A 20,489-nucleotide genomic window follows, 5' to 3' on the forward strand; every position below is an offset into this window, starting at 1 on the left:
AGACGGCGTCACACCGCCGTCAGGAGAGAGGTCCCATGCGGTTGCAGCTTTCCCCGGAGATGGAGGCCTTCCGGGATGAGATGCGCACCTTCTTCACCACGCAGGTGCCGCAGGAGATCCGCGACAAGATCGCGGCCCACCGGCACCTGACCCGCGAGCAGTACGTGCAGGCCCAGCAGGTGCTCAACGCCGCCGGGCTGGCCGTGCCGCACTGGCCGGTCGAGTGGGGTGGCAAGGACTGGACGCCGCTGCAGCGCCACATCTGGCGCGAGGAGATGCAGCTGGCCAGCGTGCCCGAGCCGCTGGCGTTCAACGCCAGCATGATCGGCCCGGTCATCGCGGCCTTCGGCAACCAGGAGCAGAAGGAGCGCTTCCTGGCGAAGACGGCCGACCTCGAGATCTGGTGGTGCCAGGGCTTCTCCGAGCCCGACGCCGGCTCCGACCTCGCCTCGCTGCGCACCACCGCCGTCCGCGACGGCGCCGACTGGGTGGTCAACGGCCAGAAGACGTGGACCACCCTCGGCCAGTACGCCGACTGGATCTTCTGCCTGGTCCGCACCGACCCGACCGCCGAGAAGAAGCAGCGCGGCATCTCGATGCTGGTCTTCCCGATGGACACCCCGGGCGTCACGCTGCGGCCGATCGAGCTGATCGACGGCGGGCACGAGGTCAACGAGGTCTTCTTCGAGGACGTCCGCGTCCCGGCCGAGAACCTCATCGGCGAGGAGAACCGCGGCTGGGACTACGCCAAGTTCCTCCTCGGTAACGAGCGCGTGGGCATCGCCCGCGTCGGCGCCACCAAGAAGCTGATCTCGCAGGCCAAGGAGCACGCCCGCGACGTCGTCGTCGGCGGCCGGCCGCTGTCGGAGGACCCGCGCCTGACCGCGCGGATCGCCGAGCTGGAGAACGAGCTGCTGGCGCTGGAGCTGACCGCGCTGCGCGTGGTCGCCAACTCCGCCGACGGCAAGCCGCACCCGGCCTCCTCGGTGCTCAAGCTGCGCGGCTCGGAGCTGCAGCAGGCCGCCACCGAGCTGCTGGTCGACATCGCCGGCCCGCTGTCGGTGGCCTCCTTCGCCGACGGCGGCTCGCAGGTGCCCGACTGGGCCCGGGTCGCCGCGCCGCAGTACCTGAACTACCGCAAGGTCTCCATCTACGGGGGCAGCAACGAGGTCCAGCGGACCATCATCGCCGGCACGATCCTGGGGCTGTGAGCTAGCAGTGGACTTCACCTACGACAGCGAGCAGAACGACCTGCGCGACGCCGTCGCCGGCCTCCTGGGCCGTGCCTACTCCGACAGCGAGCAGCGCCGCCGGGTCACCGCCGCCGACCCCGGCTTCGACGAGAAGACCTGGGCCCGGCTGGCCGAGATGGGCGTCCTCGGGCTGCCCTTCGCCGAGGAGGACGGCGGCATGGGCGCCGGCCCGATCGAGGTGGCCGTCGTCGCCGAGGAGATCGGCCGGGTCCTCGCGCCCGAGCCGTTCGTCGAGGCCGTGGTCCTCGCCGGCGGCCTCGTGGCCGCGGTGGGCACCGCCGCGCAGCGGGCGGCGGTCCTCGGGCCGCTGGCCGAGGGCAGCAGCGTGCTCGCCGCAGCACTCGCCGAGCCCGCCACCCGCTGGAGCGCCTCGGCGGCCGGTGTCACCGCCACGCAGGACGGCGGCACCTGGCGGCTGAGCGGCGTCAAGGAGCCGGTGCCGAACGGCGCCCGCGCCGACGTCCTCGTGGTCAGCGCGGTCACCGACGGCGGCACCGCGCTGTTCCTCGTGCAGGGCGACGCCGAGGGCCTGACCCGCACCGGCTACCGCACCCACGACGGCGGCCGCGCGGCGAACGTGACCCTCGACGGCACCCCGGCCGAGCTGCTCGGTGACGGCACGGCCGACCGCACCGCCGACGTCGAGCGGGCGCAGGCCCTGGCCCGGATCGCCTACAGCGCCGAGGCCGTGGGGGCGATGGACACCGCGATCACGACCACCGCGGAGTACCTGAAGACCCGCAAGCAGTTCGGCGTCACGCTGAACCGCTTCCAGGCGCTGACCTTCCGCGCGGCGGACATGTACGTGTCCCTGGAGCTGGCCCGCAGCACCGCGCTGTGGGCGAGCATGGTGGCCGACGCCGGTGGCGACGCCGTCGCCGCCGCCGTCCGCGCCCGGCTGCAGACCAGCCGCGCCGGCCGGCACGTCGGCAAGGAGGCCATCCAGCTGCACGGCGGCATCGGCGTCACCGCTGAGTACTCGATCGGGCACTACACCAGCCGGCTGACCGCGATCGACCACCTGCTCGGCGACGGCGACTGGGCCGCCGACCGGCTCGCGGCGACCGTGGACAGCTACCCGACGGTCGACCCCCTGGGCGCTCCCTACACCGGCTGAGCGCGGCAGCACGACACGGCGGCCGGCGTCCCCGACGAGGGGACGCCGGCCGCTGTCGTCGTCTGGTCCCCGACGACGGCGCGGCGGAGGTCCTCGGCGGCGTCGCGGACCTGCTGGAGCACCGCCGCGACGCCCTCCTCGCCGAGCAGCCCGCGGCTGAGCCGCTGCACCGGCTCGGACGCGTGCGCGGGGTCCGTGCAGCGGGCGCCCACCTCGAAGGCGACCCGCAGCAGGGCGCCGTCGGCGGAGGTGGGGTCGTCGACGGCGGCCAGCGGCGCGACCATCGCCGGCGGGAAGCCCCACTGCCCCAGCGCGACGGCCGACAGCCGCAGCGCCGAGATGCCGTACCGGGCGACCTCGGCGGCCCGCCGGGCGGCGAACGGGCGGTGCGCCGCGGCCAGCTCCCGGTAGCCCGCCGGGTCGTCGGCGTGCAGGAGCGCCACCCCGACCTGGGCCAGCAGGCCGAGGCAGAGAGCGTCCTGGGACCGGCTGCCGAAGCGCGGGGCCAGGACGGAGGCGGCGAGGGCGACGGCGGTGCTGCTCTCCCAGAAGCCGTCCGGCAGCTGCGACTCGTCGTCGAGACAGGTGAGGGCGACCGTCGCCATGGTGCGCACGGCGGTGAAGCCGACGACGGTGATCGCGAACTGCAGCGTGGTCGCCCGACCGCTCATGCCGAAGTACGCCGAGTTGGCCAGCTTCATGACCCGGCCGGAGAGCGCGACGTCCGCGGCGAGCACCCCGGCGAGCGTGCGGGCGCTGGCGTCCTCGGCGTTGGCCACCGCCACCACCTGCGCGGCGACGGGGCGCTGCGTGGCGAGGGTGTCGATGCCGGCCAGCAGCCGGTCCAGGTCGACCGCCGGCGGCGCGCCCAGCGACAGCGCGGTCACCGCGCACCCGCCCAGGTGGCGGTGGTGGCGCCGTCCATCGGCACGGCCAGGGAGAAGCCCTGCAGGTAGGTGGCGCCGAGCGCGGTGAGTGCCGCGGCCTGGCCGGGAGTGGCCACGCCCTCGGCGACGGTGGACAGGCCCAGGCTGCGGGCCAGCGCGATGACGGCGGTCGCGATCTGGGGGTGCCCCTCGGCGAGCTCGGCCACGAACGACCGGTCGACCTTCAGGCAGTCGACCGGGAGGTGCCGCAGGTAGGCCAGCGACGAGTAGCCGGTGCCGAAGTCGTCGATGGCCACCGCCACGCCGAGGTCGCGCAGCTCCTGCAGCACGCCGCGGGCGGCGGCGGGGTCGGTCATGAGCGCGGACTCGGTGATCTCGATGGACAGCCGGGCCGGGGCGAGGCCGTGGCGGTGCAGGGCGGCGAGCACCTCGGCCCGCAGGCCGCCGTCGAGCTGCAGCGCCGAGACGTTGACGTTGATCCGGGGCGGGGCCAGGTCGCCGAGGTCGCGGTCCCAGGCGACGACCTGCCGGCAGGCCTCGTCGAGGACCAGCAGGCCGAGCGGGCCGACCAGCCCGCTCTCCTCGGACAGGGCCACGAAGACCTCCGGGCTGATCGGCCCGCGCACCGGGTGGTGCCACCGGGCGAGGGCCTCGACGGCCTCCAGCGACCCGTCCGCGGCCGACACGATCGGCTGGTAGTGCAGGGTGACCTCGCGCCGCTCGATCGCGTCGCGCAGGTCGGCGACCAGCTGCAGCTTGTCCCGGGCCTCGGCGCGGCCGCAGCGGTCCAGGACCCGCACCCGCCCCTTGCCCCCGGCCTTGGCCTGGTACATCGCGATGTCGCAGTCGCGGACCAGGTCCGCGGCGTCGGCGTGCTCGGGCGCCTGCACGGTGACGCCGACGCTGGCGTGCGGCCGGAACCGCACCCCGGCCAGGTGCACCGGGACGGCGAGCGCGGCGACGATCCGCTCGGCCAGCGCGGCGGCGTCGGCCTCGTCGACGTCCTCGCAGACGACCACGAACTCGTCGCCGCCGAACCGGGCGACGAGGTCCCCGGGACGCACCGTGGCGCGCAGCCGGCCGGCCACCTCCACCAGCAGCTCGTCGCCGGCCTCGTGGCCGAGCGAGTCGTTGACGACCTTGAAGTCGTCGAGGTCGAGGAACAGGCAGGCCAGCCGCCCGCCGGTGGAGGAGCCGGTGGCCGCGAAGCGGGTGGCGAGGTGCTGGTCGAGCAGCGTGCGGTTGGGCAGCCCGGTCAGCGGGTCGTGCGAGGCCTGGTGGGCCAGCCGCGCCTCGAAGGCCAGCCGGTCGGTGACGTCCTCGACGGTGCCGAGGAACCCGGAGCCGGCCCCCGGGGTGAAGACGTACCCGAAGCGCATCACGGTCACCCGCTCGGCGCCGTCGGCGCGCACCAGGCGGGCCCGGACCTCGCCGTCCTCCCCCTCGAGCACGGCGGCCACGACCTCGATCACGGCGCCCAGGTCGTCGGGGTGCACGGCGCCGGTCCAGCCGGTGCCCAGCATGTCCGCGGCCGGGCGCCCGGCCAGCCGGCAGAACGCGTCGTTGACGTGCGCCAGCCGCATGCCCTGCTCGGACAGCAGCGTCGGGATCGGCGAGCGCTCGGTCAGGGTGGCGAAGCGCCGCTCGGCGGCGTCGGCGGTCGCCCGCGACACCCGGTCGGTCCCCGCGTCCGCGGGCACGACCGCCAGCGTCCAGGCGCTGCCGGACGGCGCGGGGGCCGCCCGCACGACGGCGTCGACCAGGCCGCCGCCGGTGCGCACCCGCAGGGCCAGCCGGGAGGCGTGCTCACGGCGCAGCAGGACCGCCAGCTCGCCGGCGGCGAGGGCGGGGACCAGCTCGCCGACGGGCAGCCCGCGGAGGTCTCCGGCCGCGGTGCCGAGCAGCCGGACGGCGCCCTCGTTGGCCCAGGTGACCCGGGGCGTGCCCTCGACCGTCTCGGCGACGAGCAGCGCGGGGCCGTCGCCGGCGGCCGCGGCCGAGAAGACCGCCGCGAGCACCTCGGGCGACACGCTCCCGGCCGGGCCCGTCGCGGTCGGGCTGGCGGGCACGGGCGTCCTCCTGCGTCGTTCGGGATGGCGTCGTTCGGATGGCGTCGTTCGGGATGGCGTCGTTCGGGATGGCGTCGTCCGGCACCCTGGACGGGGTCTCCCCGGCAACCTCGGCACGGCGGCCGTCGCGGTGGAGCCGGCCGCGGCCGCCGCTCACCCGCCCGGGTGACGTCGCGCCTGCGCCGTCCGGCGTGCGATCCGCGTCACGATCGGGTCCCGGGAGGCGAGGGATGCCGGGCGCGCCTGTCACGATGCAGCACCGGGGGGGCGCCGCCCGCGTCCCCCGCTGCACCACCCAGGCCCGCCGGCAGCGCCGCCGGCCCGAGCTGTCCTTGGAGTGCGCGTGCTCATCGGTGTGCCCGCAGAGAGCCGGCGGAACGAGACGCGGGTGGCCGCGACCCCTCCGAGCGTCAGCGCGCTGTGCGTCCTCGGCCACGAGGTCCTCGTCCAGTCCGGAGCCGGGGAGGCGGCCAGCTTCCCCGACGAGGCCTACGTCGCCGCCGGCGCCCGGATGGGGTCGGCGGCCGAGGCCTGGGGGGCCGACGTCGTCCTGCACGTCAACGCCCCGACCGGGGACGAGGTCGGCAGGCTGCGCGCCGGCGCGGTCCTGGTGAGCCTGCTGGCGCCGGCGCTCTCCCCCGAGCTGGTGCAGGCGCTCGCCGCCCGCGGCGTCACCGCGCTGGCCATGGACGCCGTCCCCCGCATCTCCCGTGCGCAGTCGCTGGACGTGCTGTCGTCGATGGCCAACATCGCCGGCTACCGGGCGATCGTGGAGGCCGCGCACGCCTTCGGCCGGTTCTTCACCGGGCAGGTCACCGCGGCGGGCAAGGTCCCGCCGGCCAAGGTCTTCGTCGCCGGCGCCGGCGTGGCGGGGTTGGCCGCCATCGGCGCGGCCAGCAGCCTCGGCGCGATCGTGCGGGCCACCGACGTCCGGCCCGAGGTAGCCGAGCAGGTCCGCTCGCTGGGCGGGGAGTACGTGGGCGTCCCGGCCGACGAGGCCGAGGCCGCGAGCAGCGGCACCGGCTACGCCTCGGTGACCAGCGAGGACTTCAACGCCCGGGCCGCCGTCATGTACGCCGAGCAGGCCCGGGACGTCGACGTCGTCGTCACCACCGCGCTCATCCCCGGCCGGCCGGCGCCGCGGCTGCTCACCGGGGAGATGGTCGCGAGCATGCGGCCGGGCTCGGTGGTCGTGGACATGGCCGCCGCGCAGGGTGGCAACGTCGCGGGCTCGGTGCCCGACGAGGTGGTCGTGACCCCGAACGGCGTCACGATCATCGGCTACACCGACCTGCCCGCCCGGCTGCCGGCGCAGGCCAGCCAGCTGTTCGCCACCAACCTGGTCAACCTGCTCAAGCTGCTCACCCCCGGCAAGGACGGCCGGCTGGTCCTCGACATGGACGACGTCGTCCAGCGGGCGATGACCGTGACCCGCGACGGCGAGGTGCTGTGGCCCCCGCCGCCGGTGGCCGTCTCGGCCGCCCCGGTGGCCGCTCCCCCACCGGCGCCGCTGCCACCGCCGGCGACGAAGACCCCGGCGCCCGGACGGCGGGCCGCGCTGGTCGGCCTCGCCGCCGCGCTGCTGTTCCTGCTGGCCGCCTTCTCACCCGACCAGCTCATCGGCAACCTGACGGTGTTCGCCCTCGCCGTCGTGGTCGGCTTCTACGTGATCGGGCACGTGCACCACGCGCTGCACACCCCGCTGATGAGCGTCACCAACGCGATCTCCGGGATCATCGTGGTCGGGGCGCTGCTGCAACTCGGGCACGTGAGCACGGTCGTCACGGTGCTCGCCTTCCTGGCCGTGCTGCTGGCCAGCATCAACGTCTTCGGCGGCTTCGCCGTGACCCGCCGCATGCTCGGCATGTTCCGGAGGGCCTGAGCCATGAGCGCCACCACCGCCGCGTCCGCGGCCTACATCGTCGCCGGCCTGCTGTTCGTCCTGAGCCTGGCCGGGCTGTCGAGGCACGAGACCGCCCGGACCGGCAACGCGTACGGCATGGCCGGCATGGCCATCGCGCTGGTCGCCACCATCGGGCTGGCCTGGCGCAACGGCGACGCCCTGTCGGTCGGGCTGATCGTCGTCGCGATGGTGCTCGGTGCCGTCATCGGCCTCTGGCGGGCCCGCATCGTCGAGATGACCGGCATGCCCGAGCTCATCGCGCTGCTGCACAGCTTCGTCGGCCTGGCCGCGGTGCTGGTCGGCTGGAACGGCTACCTCTCGGTGGAGGGTGCTCCTGCCGGGGAGGCCGAGGAGCTGGGCCTGCCGGTGGGCATCCACTCCGCCGAGGTCGCGATCGGCGTCTTCATCGGCGCGGTCACGTTCACCGGCTCGATCGTCGCCTTCCTCAAGCTGTCGGGGCGGATCAGGAGCAACCCGCTCGTGCTGCCGGGGAAGAACGCGCTCAACCTCGGCGCGCTGGCGGCGTTCGCCGTGCTGACCGTGGTCTTCGTCGTCTCGCCGGGCCTGGCGGCGCTGTCCGGGGTGACCGTGCTGGCGCTGGCGCTGGGCTGGCACCTGGTCGCCTCGATCGGCGGCGGCGACATGCCCGTCGTCGTCTCCATGCTCAACAGCTACTCGGGCTGGGCGGCCGCGGCGTCGGGCTTCCTGCTCGACAACGACCTGCTGATCATCACCGGCGCGCTGGTCGGCTCCTCGGGCGCCTACCTCAGCTACATCATGTGCCAGGCGATGAACCGCTCGTTCGTCTCGGTGATCGCCGGCGGGTTCGGCAACGAGGGCAGCACCGCGTCCTCGGGCGACGTCGAGGGCGAGCACACCGAGGCCACCGCCGAGGAGGTCGCGCAGCTGCTGCGCGACGCCGACAGCGTCGTCATCACCCCCGGCTACGGGATGGCGGTCGCGCACGCGCAGTCCGCCGTCGCCGACCTCACCCGCACGCTCACCGACAAGGGCGTCGTGGTGCGCTTCGGCATCCACCCGGTGGCCGGCCGGCTGCCCGGGCACATGAACGTGCTGCTGGCCGAGGCGAAGGTGCCCTACGACGTCGTCCTGGAGATGGACGAGATCAACGACGACTTCGCCAAGACCTCCGTCGTGCTGGTCATCGGCGCGAACGACACGGTGAACCCCTCCGCCGCGGACCCGGGCAGCCCGATCGCCGGCATGCCGGTGCTGCACGTGTGGGAGGCCGAGCACGTCGTCGTCTTCAAGCGGTCGATGAGCACCGGCTACGCCGGCGTCCAGAACCCGCTGTTCTTCCGCACCAACACCCGGATGCTCTTCGGCGACGCGCGGGAGCGGGTCGAGGACATCCTGCGGGCCCTGTGAGGAGGGCTGCGGTTGCGGTCCGGACGGCCGGGGAGCGACGGTTGCCGTCGTGGACCCCTTCCGGCTCGGCATGCCCCGCATCCCCGGCCTCACCGAGCTGCTGACCATCCTGCAGGCGCAGACCGAGGCGCTGGCCCAGCTGCCGCGCACGCTGGCCGAGCTCAACTCCGCCGTCCGGGAGCTGATCTCCGCGACGTCGACGGCGACGTCGGCCATCGCGTCGGCGCAGCGGACCGCCGAGCGGCTGGAGACCCTGGTCGGCGAGCTGGAGGAGCCGGTGCGGGCGCTGCGGCCCGGGCTCGAGCGGGTCGGCCGGGTGCTCGACGACCCCGCGGTGGAGACGATCCCCGACACGCTGCGCACCATCAACGACGACCTCATGCCGCTGATCGCCACGCTCCGTCAGGCGCAGTCGCGGGTCGCCGGGGTCACCGGCCTGCTGCGCCGCCGCGGCCGCGCCGAGGACGGGGACGACCTGTACTGACCGGCGCGCCGGCCGCCCAGTGCGCCGGGCGCTCGAGCGCGGCGGGCAGCCGGGTGCCGCCGTCGCCGCGGGCCGCGGCCACCTGCGGGCGGGTGAGGAACAGCGCGCCGGTGAGCTCCGCGCCGCGCAGGTCGGCCGCGCGCAGGTCCGCGCCGAGCAGGTCGGTGGCGGTGAGGTCGGCACCGCGCAGGTCGGCGCCGATCAGGTAGGCACCCCGCAGGCTGATCCCGCGCAGGTCGGCCCGGCGCAGGTCGGCGCCCACCAGGTCGGTTCCGCGGCGGTCCCCCCCGCGGCCGCGCCGGCCCCTACGCGCGGTCTCGCTGACCCGGCCCAGCAGCTCGCCCGCCTCCGCCCGGACGGCGGGAGCGTCGACCGCGGCGAGCCCGGCCGGCGTGCCGGCGGCCAGCCGCTCCGTGCGGTCCAGCGCCGCGGCGACCTCGCCGCGCAGGTCCGCGGGCAGCGGCAGGGCGGCGGCCTCGGTCAGGTACCAGAGCAGCTCGTGCAGCTGCCGCAGGACGGGGAACGCCGCGGCGACGCCGGGGTCGCCGGCCGGCCGCTCGACCGCCGCGGCCGCCACCAGCCGCTGCCCGGCGCCGAAGCAGTCGAAGACCGTGCACCCGGGGAACCCGCGCTGCCGCAGGTCGGCGTGGATGCCGCAGCGGGCGTCCCCGGTGAGGTGCACGCAGGCGTGCCCGGCGGGCTTGTCCATCGCGAAGTCGGCCGAGGCGGCGAAGGCGGGCAGCACGCAGCACAGCCCGGCGCAGGAGGAGCAGTCGGCGGTCAGGTCCCGTCGCCGGTCGGCGGGGACCGCGGCCGGGACGGGAGGGGTCACCGATCGAGGGTATGCGGGCGTCCCCTGCGTCGAGATCGCGCGATCTCGTACGCCCCGGCGGCCCCTCCCGTACGACGTCGCGCGATCTCGCCGACGGGAGGCGGCCAGGATGGGGTGCGTGGACGTCCTGAGCAGCCGGCTCCTGCTGCGGCCGACCGACCCCGACCGCTCCCAGGCCTTCTACCGCGACGTCCTCGGACTGGCCGTGTACCGGGAGTTCGGGCCGCCGGAGCACCGCGGCCTGGTGTTCTTCCTCGGCAACGGCCTGCTCGAGGTGTCCGGCCGCGCGGCCGAGCGCCCCCACGGCCTGGCGCTGTGGGTTCAGGTGCGCGACCTCGCCGCGGAGGTCGCCCGGCTCACGCGGGCCGGCGTCCCCGTCGTCGCGGAGCCGGTGCTGCAGCCGTGGGGGCTGCTGGAGGCCACGGTCGAGGACCCCGACGGCGTGGCGATCGTGCTCGTCGAGGTCCCCGCCGGACATCCGCTGCGCACGGACCTGCGCACGCCGGAGCAGGGCCTGCCTCCCCAGAGCACCTGACCGACCGCGCAGGGCTCTGACGGCGACTCCAGGGACCCGTCGCGGTCCCACGGATCAGCCGGGTTCCTCGAGGCGTTCGACGGTGACGGAGCGGCCGGCCCGCACCTGAGGCTTGGCCGCCACCGTGTTCGCGATCGACCCCGCCGGACCGATCGCCTGGTGCGACCTCGCCGGTGGCGCGGCCACTTCGACCAGGCTTCCCTCGGCCACGAGTCGCGGGCGTCCACCGGGCTGACGCCGGCCCGGTACGTCGAGGTCCGGCGGCGGTCCTGGCGCGAGCATCCCCGCCGTGCGCTGGACGGCTGGCCGCTGCCTGGCCCTGGCGCTCCCTCACAGGAGCGACAGCTGACGACCCGCCAACTTGGGGCGCCCCGCAGCAGAGGAGGGCCCCGTGGGCAAGGTGGTCATGTACAGCTCGGTGTCGGTGGACGGCTTCGTCGCGGACGAGAACGACCAGCCCGGACCGCTGTTCGACTGGCTCCTCAGCGGTGACGTGCCGTTGGACGAGAGCGGCGCGGTGAAGGTGTCGCAGGCGTCCTACGACCACGTCCGGGCGTACCGGGACCAGATCGGGGTGACGATCTGCGGCCGCCACGTCTTCGACCTGGCGGACGGCTGGGACGGGAAGCCCCCGAGCGGGATCGACCACGTGGTCGTCGTGACGCACCGTCCCCAGCCCGAGGGCTGGGACCCCGAGGCGCCGTTCCACTTCGTGGACGGGATCGAGGCAGCCGTGTCCGAGGCGCAGGAGCTTGCGGGTGACCGCCTGGTCGAGGTCGCCGCCGGCGAGGTGGGTGGTCAGGTGCTCGCCGCAGGCCTGGTCGACGAGGTGCGCATGGACGTCGTACCCGTCGTGTTCGGGTCCGGCAAGCGCTTCTTCGGGTCCGTCCACGCGCAGCACCTGGTGGAGGATCCCGACGTGGTGATCCGGGGCAACCGGGTGCTCCACGTGCGCTATCGGGTGCGCCGTTGACCGATCTGTCGGGTACGGGGAGGAGTCATCGCGTGCCATGACACGGGACGGCTCCGGACCCCTGGCGCAGCACCTGAGCAGGTGTCTCTCAGTGGGCCGCTCAGGGACACGACGAGCCGAGCCGCCTCGTCGCAGAGGTGGCGTGCGGGACACGCGGTTGCGCGAGGACCCTGCGCTGCCTCGAGTGGCGGCCGGCCACGGGACGCAGGGGAGATCACTCGTCCCGACCTCCATGGTTCCGTCCTATGCCGTTCCGCTGACAGACAGCGATGGCGCGCCCAGGGGTGGTTGCCACCTGCCACCTCCGCCCCGTTGTCTGCTCGGACCGGGCGCCGAGAGGCGGCGCCGCAAGAGGGGGAGCGCGGGATGCCGATCTGGACGGTGCGGATCACCGAGGGCGGGGACGAGGAGATCGAGGCCGGGCTGCTCGCGACGGAGAGCGGAGCCCTGGTCGCGCTGTCGGAGGACGGTCTGCTGACACGCGCCTGGGCACCGGGCCAGTGGCAGACGGTCCGGCAGGTCACCGGTGTGGATGCCCACCCAGCGAGCCGGCCGGACGACGAGGACGCGTTCCTGATCGGGCTGCCTCGCCGCTGACGCGACCTGCCTGCGAGGACCAGGCAGCGACCCGACGGCGGGGACGGTGCCCCCTGGGTGAGCCACCCGGGGGGCACCGGCAGCCTCCGCGACGATGCGATCCGCAGGACGAGCCGTCAGTCGTTGCCCGACTCCATGGCGGCGCGGTCGAGCAGCTCGTCGTCGACCCCTTCGGTGGCGCGGCCGGCGATCGCCTCGGCGCCCCCCTCGGTCATGGTGTCGATGAGCCCGGTGGCCGCCGCCTGGGCGGCGCCGATCACCGCGGCCTCTCCGCCGCCGCCGACCATGCCGAGGGCGGCGTACTGCTCGAGCTTGGCCCGGGAGTCGGCGATGTCGAGGTTGCGCATCGTCAGCTGGCCGATCCGGTCCGTGGGACCGAACGCGGGGTCGTCGGTGCGCTCCATCGACAGCTTGTCCGGGTGGTAGCTGAAGGCCGGGCCGGTGGTGTCGAGCAGCGACCAGTCCTCGCCACGGCGCAGCCGGAGGGTGACCTCGCCGGTGACCGCCATGCCGACCCACCGCTGCAGGGACTCCCGCAGCATGAGCGCCTGGGGGTCCAGCCAGCGGCCCTCGTACATGAGCCGGCCCAGCCGCCGGCCCTCGGCGTGGTAGGTCGCGAGGGTGTCCTCGTTGTGGATGGCGTTGACCAGGCGCTCGTAGGCCGCGTGCAGCAGCGCCATGCCCGGCGCCTCGTAGATGCCGCGGCTCTTGGCCTCGATGACCCGGTTCTCGATCTGGTCGGACATCCCCAGGCCGTGCCGGCCGCCGATGGCGTTCACCTCGAGCACCAGGTCGACGGCGGAGGCGTACTCCTTGCCGTTCACCGACACCGGCCGCCCGTTGGCGAAGCCGATGGTCACGTCCTCGGTCGCTATCTCGACGGCGGGGTCCCAGAACCGGACGCCCATGATCGGCTCGACGATCTCGATGCTCGTGTCGAGGTGCTCCAGGCGCTTGGCCTCGTGGGTGGCGCCCCAGATGTTGGCGTCGGTGGAGTAGGCCTTCTCCGCGCTGTCCCGGTAGGGCAGGCCGTGCGCGGTCAGCCACTCCGACATCTCCCGGCGCCCGCCGAGCTCCTCGACGAACTGCGCGTCCAGCCACGGCTTGTAGATCCGCAGGGAGGGGTTGGCCAGCAGGCCGTACCGGTAGAAGCGCTCGATGTCGTTGCCCTTGAACGTCGAGCCGTCGCCCCAGATCTGGACGTCGTCCTCGAGCATGGCGCGCACCAGCAGGGTGCCGGTGACCGCGCGGCCCAGCGGCGTGGTGTTGAAGTAGCTGCGCCCGCCGGAGCGGATGTGGAAGGCGCCGCAGGTCAGGGCGGCCAGGCCCTCCTCGACCAGCGCCTCGCGGCAGTCGACCAGCCGGGCGATCTCGGCGCCGTAGGCGGCGGCCCGGCCGGGCACCGAGTCGATGTCGGGCTCGTCGTACTGGCCGATGTCGGCGGTGTAGGTGCAGGGCACCGCGCCCTTGTCGCGCATCCAGGCGACCGCCACGGAGGTGTCGAGGCCACCGGAGAAGGCGATCCCGACGCGTTCGCCGGCGGGCAGGGACGTGAGCACCTTGGACACGGGGAAGATTATGCACGACGACGCATGACCATTCACCGGCGGGGGTCCGCAGGCCGCCACCACCGTCAGGGGAGGATCGGCCGGTGCCCGACCTCTCCCCCGGTGACGACCTGCGCGCCTTCGTCGACGCCTCACCCTCGCCGTCCCACGCCGTGGCGGAGCTCGCCCGCCGGCTGACCGCCGCCGGCGCCACCGAGCTGGCCGAGGCCGACGCCTGGTCGCTGTCGCCCGGCGCGGCGCACTTCGTGGTGCGGCACGGCAGCCTGGTCGCCTTCCGGGTGGGCAGCGCCCCGCTCGCCGAGGCCGGGATGCGGCTGGTGGGCGCGCACACCGACTCCCCCACGTTCAGGGTCCGCCCGCGCTCCGACGTCCGGCAGGCCGGCTACCGGCTGGTCGGCGTCGAGCCCTACGGCGGCGGGCTGTGGCACACCTGGCTGGACCGGGAGCTGACCGTGGCCGGGCGGGTGGCGCTGCGCGGCGGCCGGACGGCGCTGGTGCGGCTCGACGGCGCCCCGCTGCGGCTGCCCTCGCTGGCCATCCACCTCGACCGTGGCGTGCGCGAGGGGCTCACGCTCGACCCGCAGCGGCACCTGGTCCCCGTGTGGTCGCGCGACCTGGGCACCGAGCCGGGGCTGACCGAGGCGGTGGCCGACGCCGCCGGGGTGCCGGCCGCCGACGTCGTCGGGCACGACCTGGTGCTGGCCGACACCCAGCCCGCGGGCACCACCGGCGCCGACGGCACGTGGATCGCCGCGCCGCGGATGGACGACCTGGCCAGCTGCCACGCCGGGGTGACCGCGTTGATCGGCGCGGCCCCCGGCGAGCGCACCCAGGTGCTGGTGGCCAACGACCACGAGGAGGTGGGCAGCGGCTCGATGTCGGGCGCGCGCGGCAGCTTCCTCGAGGACGTCGTCCGCCGGCTGGTCGCGGTCACCGACCCCGGCGACCCGCAGGCGCTGTCCCGCACGGTCGCGCGCTCCCGCCTGGTCTCGGCGGACATGGCGCACGCCGTCCACCCCACCCGCTACGACCGGCACGAGCCGGCCCACGCCCCGCAGCTCGGCGGCGGCCCGGTGGTGAAGGTCAACGCCAACCAGGCCTACGCCACCGACGCGGCCAGCGGCGGCTGGTTCGCCGAGCGGTGCGCCGAGGCCGGGGTGCCGTTCCAGTACTTCGTCTCCCGCGCCGACCTGCCCTGCGGCTCGACCATCGGCCCGCTGACCGCCACCCGGCTGGGGCTGGCGACCGTCGACGTCGGCGCGCCGATGCTCGCGATGCACTCCTGCCGGGAGCTGGCCTCGGCGCTCGACGTGCCGCTGATGGTGGCCGCGCTGACCGCCTGCTACTCCGACTGAGGCGGCGGATCGGCCGGCGCGCGGCGCACGACGTCGGCGAAGGACTCCTCCAGCCGCGCCCAGGTCGAGCTCCACTCGACCAGCGGGTCGAGGATCCGCTCGAAGACGGCGAGCTGCTCGTCGAATGCCTGCAGCTGGCCGACCAGGCCGTCGATCAGCTGCCGCTGGGCCTTCACCGACGCCGCGATCGAGCGGACCTGCGCCGCCGACATCGCGCCCGGCGGGGACGGCAGCCGCGGCAGCGACAGCCCCGACGGGACGGCGCCGGCGGCCAGCCGGGTGGCCCGGTCGGTGAACCCGCGCAGCTGCGCGACGAACTCCTCGACCGACCGTGCGACCAGCCCGCCGTCGCGGGGCCTGTCCTCCGACTCGCTCACGCGCGCCTCCCCCGGCACCGCCCGCCACGGTCGGCGGGACCCGGACTCCAGTCTCGCGCCCCCGGGCCGCCCGCGCTCAGCCGCCGACCAGGCCCTTGAGGGTCTCCGCGTTCCGGACGGCGTGGCCGTGGCCGTCGTTGTTGAAGTAGGCGTGCACGTCGCGCCCCTGCGCCGTCCACTCCGCGATCCGGTCGGCCCACCAGCGCAGGTCGGCGTCGGCGTAGGAGCCGGCGTAGAGGTGGTCGGGGTCGGGGCCGTGCAACCGGACGTAGACGAACGGCGCCGTCGCGCGCAGCACGCACGGCAGGCCGGCGCCGCTCATGACGCAGTAGGCGGCGCCGTGTCGCTCCAGCAGGGCGAACACCGCCTCGTCGTGCCAGCTGGGATGGCGGAACTCGACGGCCACCCGCACCCAGTCGGGCAGGACGGTGAGGAAGTGGTCGAGCCGCGCGTCGTCGCGGGCGGCGGCCGGGTGCAGCTGCACGAGCAGCACCGCCCGCCTCGGCCCGAGCTCGTGCCAGCCGGCGGCGATCCGCTCCACCCATGCCTCGGGCGCGTACAGGCGCTTGGCGTGGGTGAGCCCGCGCGGGGCCTTGACCGACAGCTGGAACCCCTCGGGCAGGCGCTGCCGCCAGCCGGCGAAGGTCGCGGTGCGCGGCCAGCGGTAGAAGCTGGCGTTGAGCTCCACGGTGCCGAACCGGCGCACGTAGTGGGCCAGCCGGTCGCGGGACGGCGTCCCCGGTGGGTAGAGGACGCCGTCCCAGTGGTCGTAGCTCCAGCCGGACGTGCCGACGTGGACGGCCACGGTCGACCCCGCGGGGTCAGGCCCCGCGGCGCCGGCCGGCCAGCCGGGTGACGGCGGCCAGCACCGTGCCGTAGGAGCCCGGCGCCAGGCGCACGAGGACGTCCGGGACGACGGCGCTGGCGCCGATGAGCAGCCGGGGCCGGCGCCGCTCGACCGCCTCGACCATCCGCTGCGCGGCGCGGTCGGCCGGGTAGCGCAGCAGCTTGGCGAACTCCCGCTTGCCCTCCTCGGCCTCCGCCGCGTCGACCCCGCTGGCCACGCGGGCGGTCTCGGCGATCCGGGTGGCGATGCCGCCGGGGTGCACGCTGGTCACGCCGATGCCGTCCTCGGCCAGCTCGTGCCGCAGCGCCTCGGTGAACCCGCGGACGGCGAACTTGCTCGACGAGTAGGCCGCCTGCCCGGCCGGCGCCATGAGCCCGAACAGGCTCGACACGTTGACCAGGTGCGCGCCGGGGTGCGCCTTCAGCACGGGCAGCAGGGCGTGGGTGAGCCGGACGGCGGCGCGGAAGTTGACGTCCATGACCCACTCGAACTCCTCGAGGGTCACCTGGTCGAACCGCCCGCCCAGGGCCACGCCGGCGTTGTTGACCAGCAGCGTCGTCCCCGGGTGGCCGACGACGATCCGGTCGGCCGCCTCGCGCAGCTGCGCAGCGTCGGCGAGGTCGGCGACGACGGAGTCCACCGACCGGTCCGGTGAGGCCGCGCGCACGCCCGCGGCGACGGTCTCCAGCCGCTCGGCGTCGCGGTCGAGCAGCACCAGGTCCATCCCGCGCGCGGCCAGCAGCGGCGCCAGTGCGGCGCCGATGCCGCTGGCCGCCCCGGTGACGACGGCGGTGCCGGTGAAGTCGAACGGCCGCATCACGCCGCCCTCTCCCCGGCGCTCGCCGTGGCGCGCTCGCGGACCGGGCGGGTGAACCGGATGCCCTCGTCCTCGACCGGGCCGCGCCGCATGAGCAGCACGTCGCGGACGTAGTTCTGGTACAGCTTCCACGGCGCCCGCGCGCCCTGTTGCGGCAGCGCGGTCAGGCTGCGCCGCACGTAGCCCGCCGACAGCCCGATGAACGGCTCGACGCCGCCCTCGGCCGGGGCGAGCGGGGTGGCCGCGGCGTAGCCGTTGCGGTCCAGGTGGGCCAGCAGCCGGCAGACGTAGCGGGCGACGAGGTCGGCCTTGAGCGTCCACGAGGCGTTGGTGTAGCCGATGGTCATCGCGAAGTTCGGCACGCCGGAGACCATGAAGCCCTTGTAGGAGACCGTCTTCGACAGGTCCACGGCCTCGCCGTCGACGGTCAGGGCCATCCCGCCGATCGGCAGCAGGTTCAGCCCGGTGGCGGTGACGACCACGTCGGCGTCCAGGTGCTGCCCCGACTCGAGCCGGATGCCGGTCTCGTCGAAGGTGGCGATCCGGTCGGTGACGATCGACGCCGTCCCCTTCCGGAGCTCGCGGAACAGGTCGCCGTCGGGGACGACGCACAGCCGCTGGTCCCACGGGTCGTAGGGCGGCGCGAAGTGGGTGGCGACGTCGACGTCGGCGGGCACCTGCTTGGCCGTGGCCTTGGCGAGGACCCGCTTCATGACCTCCGGCCGGCGGCGGCTGAGCTGGTAGGAGGCCATCGACACCAGCACGTTCTTCCACCGCACGACCGGGTAGACGACACGGTCGGGCAGCCGGCGGCGCAGCTTCTCGGCCAGCGCGTCGCGCCCGGGCAGGCTGACGACGTAGGTGGGCGTGCGCTGCAGCATCGTCACGTGCGCCGCCTCCCCGGCCATGCTCGGCACGAGCGTGACCGCGGTGGCGCCGCTGCCGATGACGACGACGCGCTTGCCGGCGTAGTCGAGGCCCTCGGGCCAGTGCTGCGGGTGCACGACCTGCCCGCCGAAGCGCTCCTCGCCCGGGAAGTCGGGACGGTACCCCTGGTCGTAGCGGTAGTAGCCGGAGCACACCGACAGCCACGAGCAGGTCCAGACCTCGGTCCCGCCGGTGTCGGTGCGCTCGGCGGTGACCGTCCAGCGCGAGTCCGCGGTGGACCACTCGGCGGAGACGACGCGGGTGGAGAACCGGATGCGCTCCTCGACGCCGTACTCGCGCGCGGTGTCGCGGACGTACTCGCGGATGGAGGCGCCGTCGGCGATGGCCTGCGGCTGCGACCACGGCCGGAACGAGTAGCCGAGGGTGAACATGTCCGAGTCCGAGCGCACGCCCGGGTAGCGGAACAGGTCCCACGTGCCACCGATGGCCTCGCGGGCCTCGAGGACGGCGTAGCTCGTGCCCGGCAGCTCGCGCTGCAGGTGGCAGGCGGCGCCGATCCCGGACAGGCCGGCGCCGACAATCAGCACGTCGACGTGCCGGGTGGTGGTCTCCGTGGGGACGGACTGCGTCATGGCTCTCCTGTCGCGGCCGGGGTGGCCCCGGCCACGGTACTCGACACGGTGTCGAGCGGCTCGACGATCCGTCGGTCAGGCGGGTGCGGTGCCCGGCGTGTCCGTGCCGTAGACGGTACGCAGCCAGACGGTGAGCAGGACGTCGATCAGGTCGTCCTCGGCGAGCGCCGGCGTCTGTCCGGCGTAGGTGACGTGGATGACCCGCTCGTTCATCCAGTTGAGCGCGACGGCGAGGTCGCGCGCCGGCGGCCCGGCCGGTGCGGCGCCGCGGGCCCGCTCGGCCTCGATCGCCGCCGCGGTCTCCTCGACGAAGCCGTCCATGATCGCCGCCCACAGCACCCGCACCTCGGCGCTGGTGGCCAGCAGCGAGGCGGCCGCCGCGGTCAGGGCCCGGTGCGCGGCGAAGGTCCCGCGGACCGCCTCCAGGGCGCCGCGCCAGCTCGCGCGGACGTCGTCGCCGGCCCGGCGCAGCGCCGCCGAGCGTGACTCCCGCGCCTCCTCGACCACCCGGTCGAGCAGCGCCAGGACCACGGCGTCCTTGGAGGGGAAGTAGAAGTAGAAGGTGGGCCGGGAGATGCCGGCGCCGCGGGCGAGGTCGTCGACGGAGATGTCGGGGAGCGGCCGCTGCCCGAGCAGGTCCTCGGCGGTGGCGAGGATGGCGCGCTCGCGGTCGTCGCCCGAGGGCCGGCGGGCCCGGCGGCCGCGGCTGCCGCCCGGCGCGGCGGGGAGCGGGGCGGCCACGGCGGCGACCCTACCCAGCGGGCCGGCCCGGGTCAGGGCAGCCGCCACACCGTGGTGCGGCGGAGCCCCGGCCCCTCGGTCTCGGGCACGTCGTACACGGCGGCCGGCTCCAGGCGCCCGTGCGGCAGGTACGGCCGGCCGGGGTCACCGACGAGCACCTGGCAGCCGCGCTCCCGCGCCCGGTCGAGGAAGGGCAGCACCCGCCCGGTCATCTCCCGGTCGTAGCAGACGTCCCCGGCGACGACGAGGTCGACGGCGGGCGGCTCGCGGTCGAGCACGTCGCCGGTGACGCTGATGCCCCGGACGCCGTTGAGGCCGGCGTTGACGCCCACCGCCGTCCGCGAGAACGGGTCGACGTCACTGGCCAGCACCCGGCGGGCGCCGGCCAGGACGGCGGCGATCGCCACCAGGCCGCTGCCGGAGCCGAGGTCGAGCACCGTGCGGCCGGCCACCGGCGCCGGCTCGTCGAGCAGGCAGCGGGCCAGGGCCTGCCCTCCGGGCCAGGCGGCCGCCCAGAACGGCGGCTCCTCCCCCGCTCCGCCGGCCGCCGTCTCCATCGCCTCCCACAGGGCGACGACGTCGTCGGCCACGTGCAGCCGCACCTCGGGGACGAGCGAGGGCCGGCGCACCTGGGTGTGCGCGCGGACGAAGCCCGACGGGACGACTCGCATGCCGGCAGTCCACCACCCGGCCTCGGTGCAGGGTCCCGCGCCGAGCCTGCGAGGCGCGGGGGCACCGAGGTCCTCCTAGTACCAGCCCTTGGCCTGGGAGTGCGCCCAGGCGTCGCACGGCGAGCCGTAGCGGTCCTCGATGTAGATCAGGCCGGCGTCGATCTGGAGGTAGCCGTCGGAGGTCTTCGCGATGCCGGTGCTGGCCCACGTGGAGTTGAGGAACTGGGCGATGCCGTACGCGGTGCTGGTCGGGTTCTGCGCGTTCGGGTTCCAGCCGCTCTCCTTGCCCCACAGGTTCTCCAGGCAGGTGAACTGCGTGGCGCTGCCGACCTTGCTCATCGCGTAGTCCTTGAACGAGCCGCGGGCGGCCGGGGCGGCCGTCTGGGGCGCCGCCTCCTCGGCGGACTGCTCCTCGGCGGACTCCTGCGCGGCGGACGCCGCGCCGGCGGCCTGCTGCTCGGCCGCGGCCCGCGCCTCGGCGGCCTGGCGGGCGGCCTCCTGCTCCGCGGCGACCCGCGCGGCCTCCTGCTCCGCGGCGACCCGGGCGGCCTCCT

Annotated in this window: 20 protein-coding genes; 9 read left to right on the top strand and 11 right to left on the bottom strand. The window is 75.0% G+C overall.

Annotated elements, in window-relative coordinates; genetic code table 11:
- Positions 1-35 precede the first annotated feature (35 nt).
- Both HLV61_RS20420 and HLV61_RS20425 read left to right on the top strand, forming a co-directional pair.
- Positions 36-1,211 (top strand): acyl-CoA dehydrogenase family protein, encoded by a 1,176-nt coding sequence (locus HLV61_RS20420; protein WP_369258756.1) that lies wholly within the window; start codon positions 36-38, stop codon positions 1,209-1,211.
- A gap of 7 nt (positions 1,212-1,218) precedes the next feature.
- Positions 1,219-2,370, top strand: coding sequence for an acyl-CoA dehydrogenase family protein (locus HLV61_RS20425; protein ID WP_369258758.1), 1,152 nt, complete (start codon positions 1,219-1,221; stop codon positions 2,368-2,370).
- On the opposite strand, the gene HLV61_RS20430 is transcribed toward HLV61_RS20425, so the two are convergent.
- Together HLV61_RS20430 and HLV61_RS20435 are read right to left on the bottom strand one after the other, a co-directional pair.
- On the bottom strand, positions 2,358-3,257 hold the full coding sequence (locus HLV61_RS20430) for an HDOD domain-containing protein (protein ID WP_369258760.1): 900 nt from the start codon (positions 3,255-3,257) through the stop codon (positions 2,358-2,360). The genes HLV61_RS20425 and HLV61_RS20430 overlap by 13 nt on opposite strands.
- Positions 3,254-5,326: a putative bifunctional diguanylate cyclase/phosphodiesterase gene (locus HLV61_RS20435; RefSeq protein ID WP_369258762.1), complete on the bottom strand. Its 2,073-nt coding sequence runs from the start codon at positions 5,324-5,326 to the stop codon at positions 3,254-3,256. The genes HLV61_RS20430 and HLV61_RS20435 overlap by 4 nt, the downstream gene beginning before the upstream one ends.
- A 355-nt stretch (positions 5,327-5,681) precedes the next feature.
- On the opposite strand from HLV61_RS20435, the gene HLV61_RS20440 reads away from it, so the two are divergent.
- The 3 genes from HLV61_RS20440 to HLV61_RS20450 are packed head-to-tail and all read left to right on the top strand — an operon-like array spanning position 5,682 to position 9,102.
- Positions 5,682-7,208 (top strand): Re/Si-specific NAD(P)(+) transhydrogenase subunit alpha, encoded by a 1,527-nt coding sequence (locus HLV61_RS20440; protein WP_369258795.1) that lies wholly within the window; start codon positions 5,682-5,684, stop codon positions 7,206-7,208.
- Positions 7,209-7,211: 3 nt separating this feature from the next.
- On the top strand, positions 7,212-8,618 hold the full coding sequence (pntB, locus tag HLV61_RS20445; RefSeq protein ID WP_369258764.1) for a Re/Si-specific NAD(P)(+) transhydrogenase subunit beta: 1,407 nt from the start codon (positions 7,212-7,214) through the stop codon (positions 8,616-8,618).
- A 49-nt stretch (positions 8,619-8,667) separates the two neighbouring features.
- Complete coding sequence (locus HLV61_RS20450; protein ID WP_369258766.1) at positions 8,668-9,102, top strand: hypothetical protein; 435 nt, start codon at positions 8,668-8,670, stop codon at positions 9,100-9,102.
- Here the strand turns inward: HLV61_RS20450 and HLV61_RS20455 are convergent.
- Positions 9,047-9,934 (bottom strand): pentapeptide repeat-containing protein, encoded by an 888-nt coding sequence (locus tag HLV61_RS20455; protein WP_369258768.1) that lies wholly within the window; start codon positions 9,932-9,934, stop codon positions 9,047-9,049. The two genes, HLV61_RS20450 and HLV61_RS20455, sit on opposite strands and share 56 nt — an antisense overlap.
- 118 nt (positions 9,935-10,052) lie before the next feature.
- Between HLV61_RS20455 and HLV61_RS20460 the strand changes: the two genes are divergently transcribed.
- The 3 genes from HLV61_RS20460 (at position 10,053) to HLV61_RS20470 (ending at position 12,039) form a co-directional block, all read left to right on the top strand.
- A complete protein-coding gene (locus HLV61_RS20460; protein ID WP_369258770.1) occupies positions 10,053-10,469 on the top strand; it encodes a VOC family protein in 417 nt (138 codons plus the stop codon).
- A 391-nt stretch (positions 10,470-10,860) separates the two neighbouring features.
- Positions 10,861-11,442 (top strand): dihydrofolate reductase family protein, encoded by a 582-nt coding sequence (locus tag HLV61_RS20465; RefSeq protein ID WP_369258772.1) that lies wholly within the window; start codon positions 10,861-10,863, stop codon positions 11,440-11,442.
- A 366-nt stretch (positions 11,443-11,808) separates the two neighbouring features.
- On the top strand, positions 11,809-12,039 hold the full coding sequence (locus tag HLV61_RS20470) for a hypothetical protein (protein WP_369258774.1): 231 nt from the start codon (positions 11,809-11,811) through the stop codon (positions 12,037-12,039).
- A 116-nt stretch (positions 12,040-12,155) separates the two neighbouring features.
- Here HLV61_RS20470 and argG read toward each other — a convergent pair whose 3' ends face one another.
- Positions 12,156-13,607 (bottom strand): argininosuccinate synthase, encoded by a 1,452-nt coding sequence (gene argG, locus HLV61_RS20475; protein ID WP_369258776.1) that lies wholly within the window; start codon positions 13,605-13,607, stop codon positions 12,156-12,158.
- An 83-nt stretch (positions 13,608-13,690) separates the two neighbouring features.
- On the opposite strand from argG, the gene HLV61_RS20480 reads away from it, so the two are divergent.
- Positions 13,691-14,962 (top strand): M18 family aminopeptidase, encoded by a 1,272-nt coding sequence (locus HLV61_RS20480; protein WP_369258778.1) that lies wholly within the window; start codon positions 13,691-13,693, stop codon positions 14,960-14,962.
- Here the strand turns inward: HLV61_RS20480 and HLV61_RS20485 are convergent.
- From HLV61_RS20485 to HLV61_RS20515, 7 genes are all read right to left on the bottom strand, one after another.
- A complete protein-coding gene (locus tag HLV61_RS20485) occupies positions 14,950-15,339 on the bottom strand; it encodes a hypothetical protein (RefSeq protein ID WP_369258780.1) in 390 nt (129 codons plus the stop codon). The two genes, HLV61_RS20480 and HLV61_RS20485, sit on opposite strands and share 13 nt — an antisense overlap.
- Before the next feature lie 76 nt (positions 15,340-15,415).
- Entirely contained in the window at positions 15,416-16,144 is a 729-nt protein-coding gene (locus tag HLV61_RS20490) for a DUF72 domain-containing protein (protein ID WP_369258782.1), read from the bottom strand.
- 16 nt (positions 16,145-16,160) lie between these two features.
- Positions 16,161-17,003 (bottom strand): SDR family NAD(P)-dependent oxidoreductase, encoded by an 843-nt coding sequence (locus HLV61_RS20495; protein ID WP_369258797.1) that lies wholly within the window; start codon positions 17,001-17,003, stop codon positions 16,161-16,163.
- Positions 17,003-18,523, bottom strand: coding sequence for a flavin-containing monooxygenase (locus tag HLV61_RS20500; protein ID WP_369258784.1), 1,521 nt, complete (start codon positions 18,521-18,523; stop codon positions 17,003-17,005). Before HLV61_RS20500 ends, HLV61_RS20495 begins: the two co-directional genes overlap by 1 nt.
- A 75-nt stretch (positions 18,524-18,598) precedes the next feature.
- A complete protein-coding gene (locus HLV61_RS20505) occupies positions 18,599-19,264 on the bottom strand; it encodes a TetR/AcrR family transcriptional regulator (protein WP_369258786.1) in 666 nt (221 codons plus the stop codon).
- Between the two features lie 32 nt (positions 19,265-19,296).
- A complete protein-coding gene (locus HLV61_RS20510) occupies positions 19,297-19,935 on the bottom strand; it encodes a class I SAM-dependent methyltransferase (protein ID WP_369258788.1) in 639 nt (212 codons plus the stop codon).
- A 75-nt stretch (positions 19,936-20,010) separates the two neighbouring features.
- Positions 20,011-20,489, bottom strand: a 479-nt coding sequence (locus HLV61_RS20515; RefSeq protein ID WP_369258790.1) for a transglycosylase SLT domain-containing protein, incomplete at its 5' end; no start/stop codon positions are given.

The organism is Geodermatophilus amargosae (assembly GCF_041028265.1).
Classification (GTDB): Bacteria; Actinomycetota; Actinomycetes; order Mycobacteriales; family Geodermatophilaceae; genus Geodermatophilus; species Geodermatophilus amargosae_A.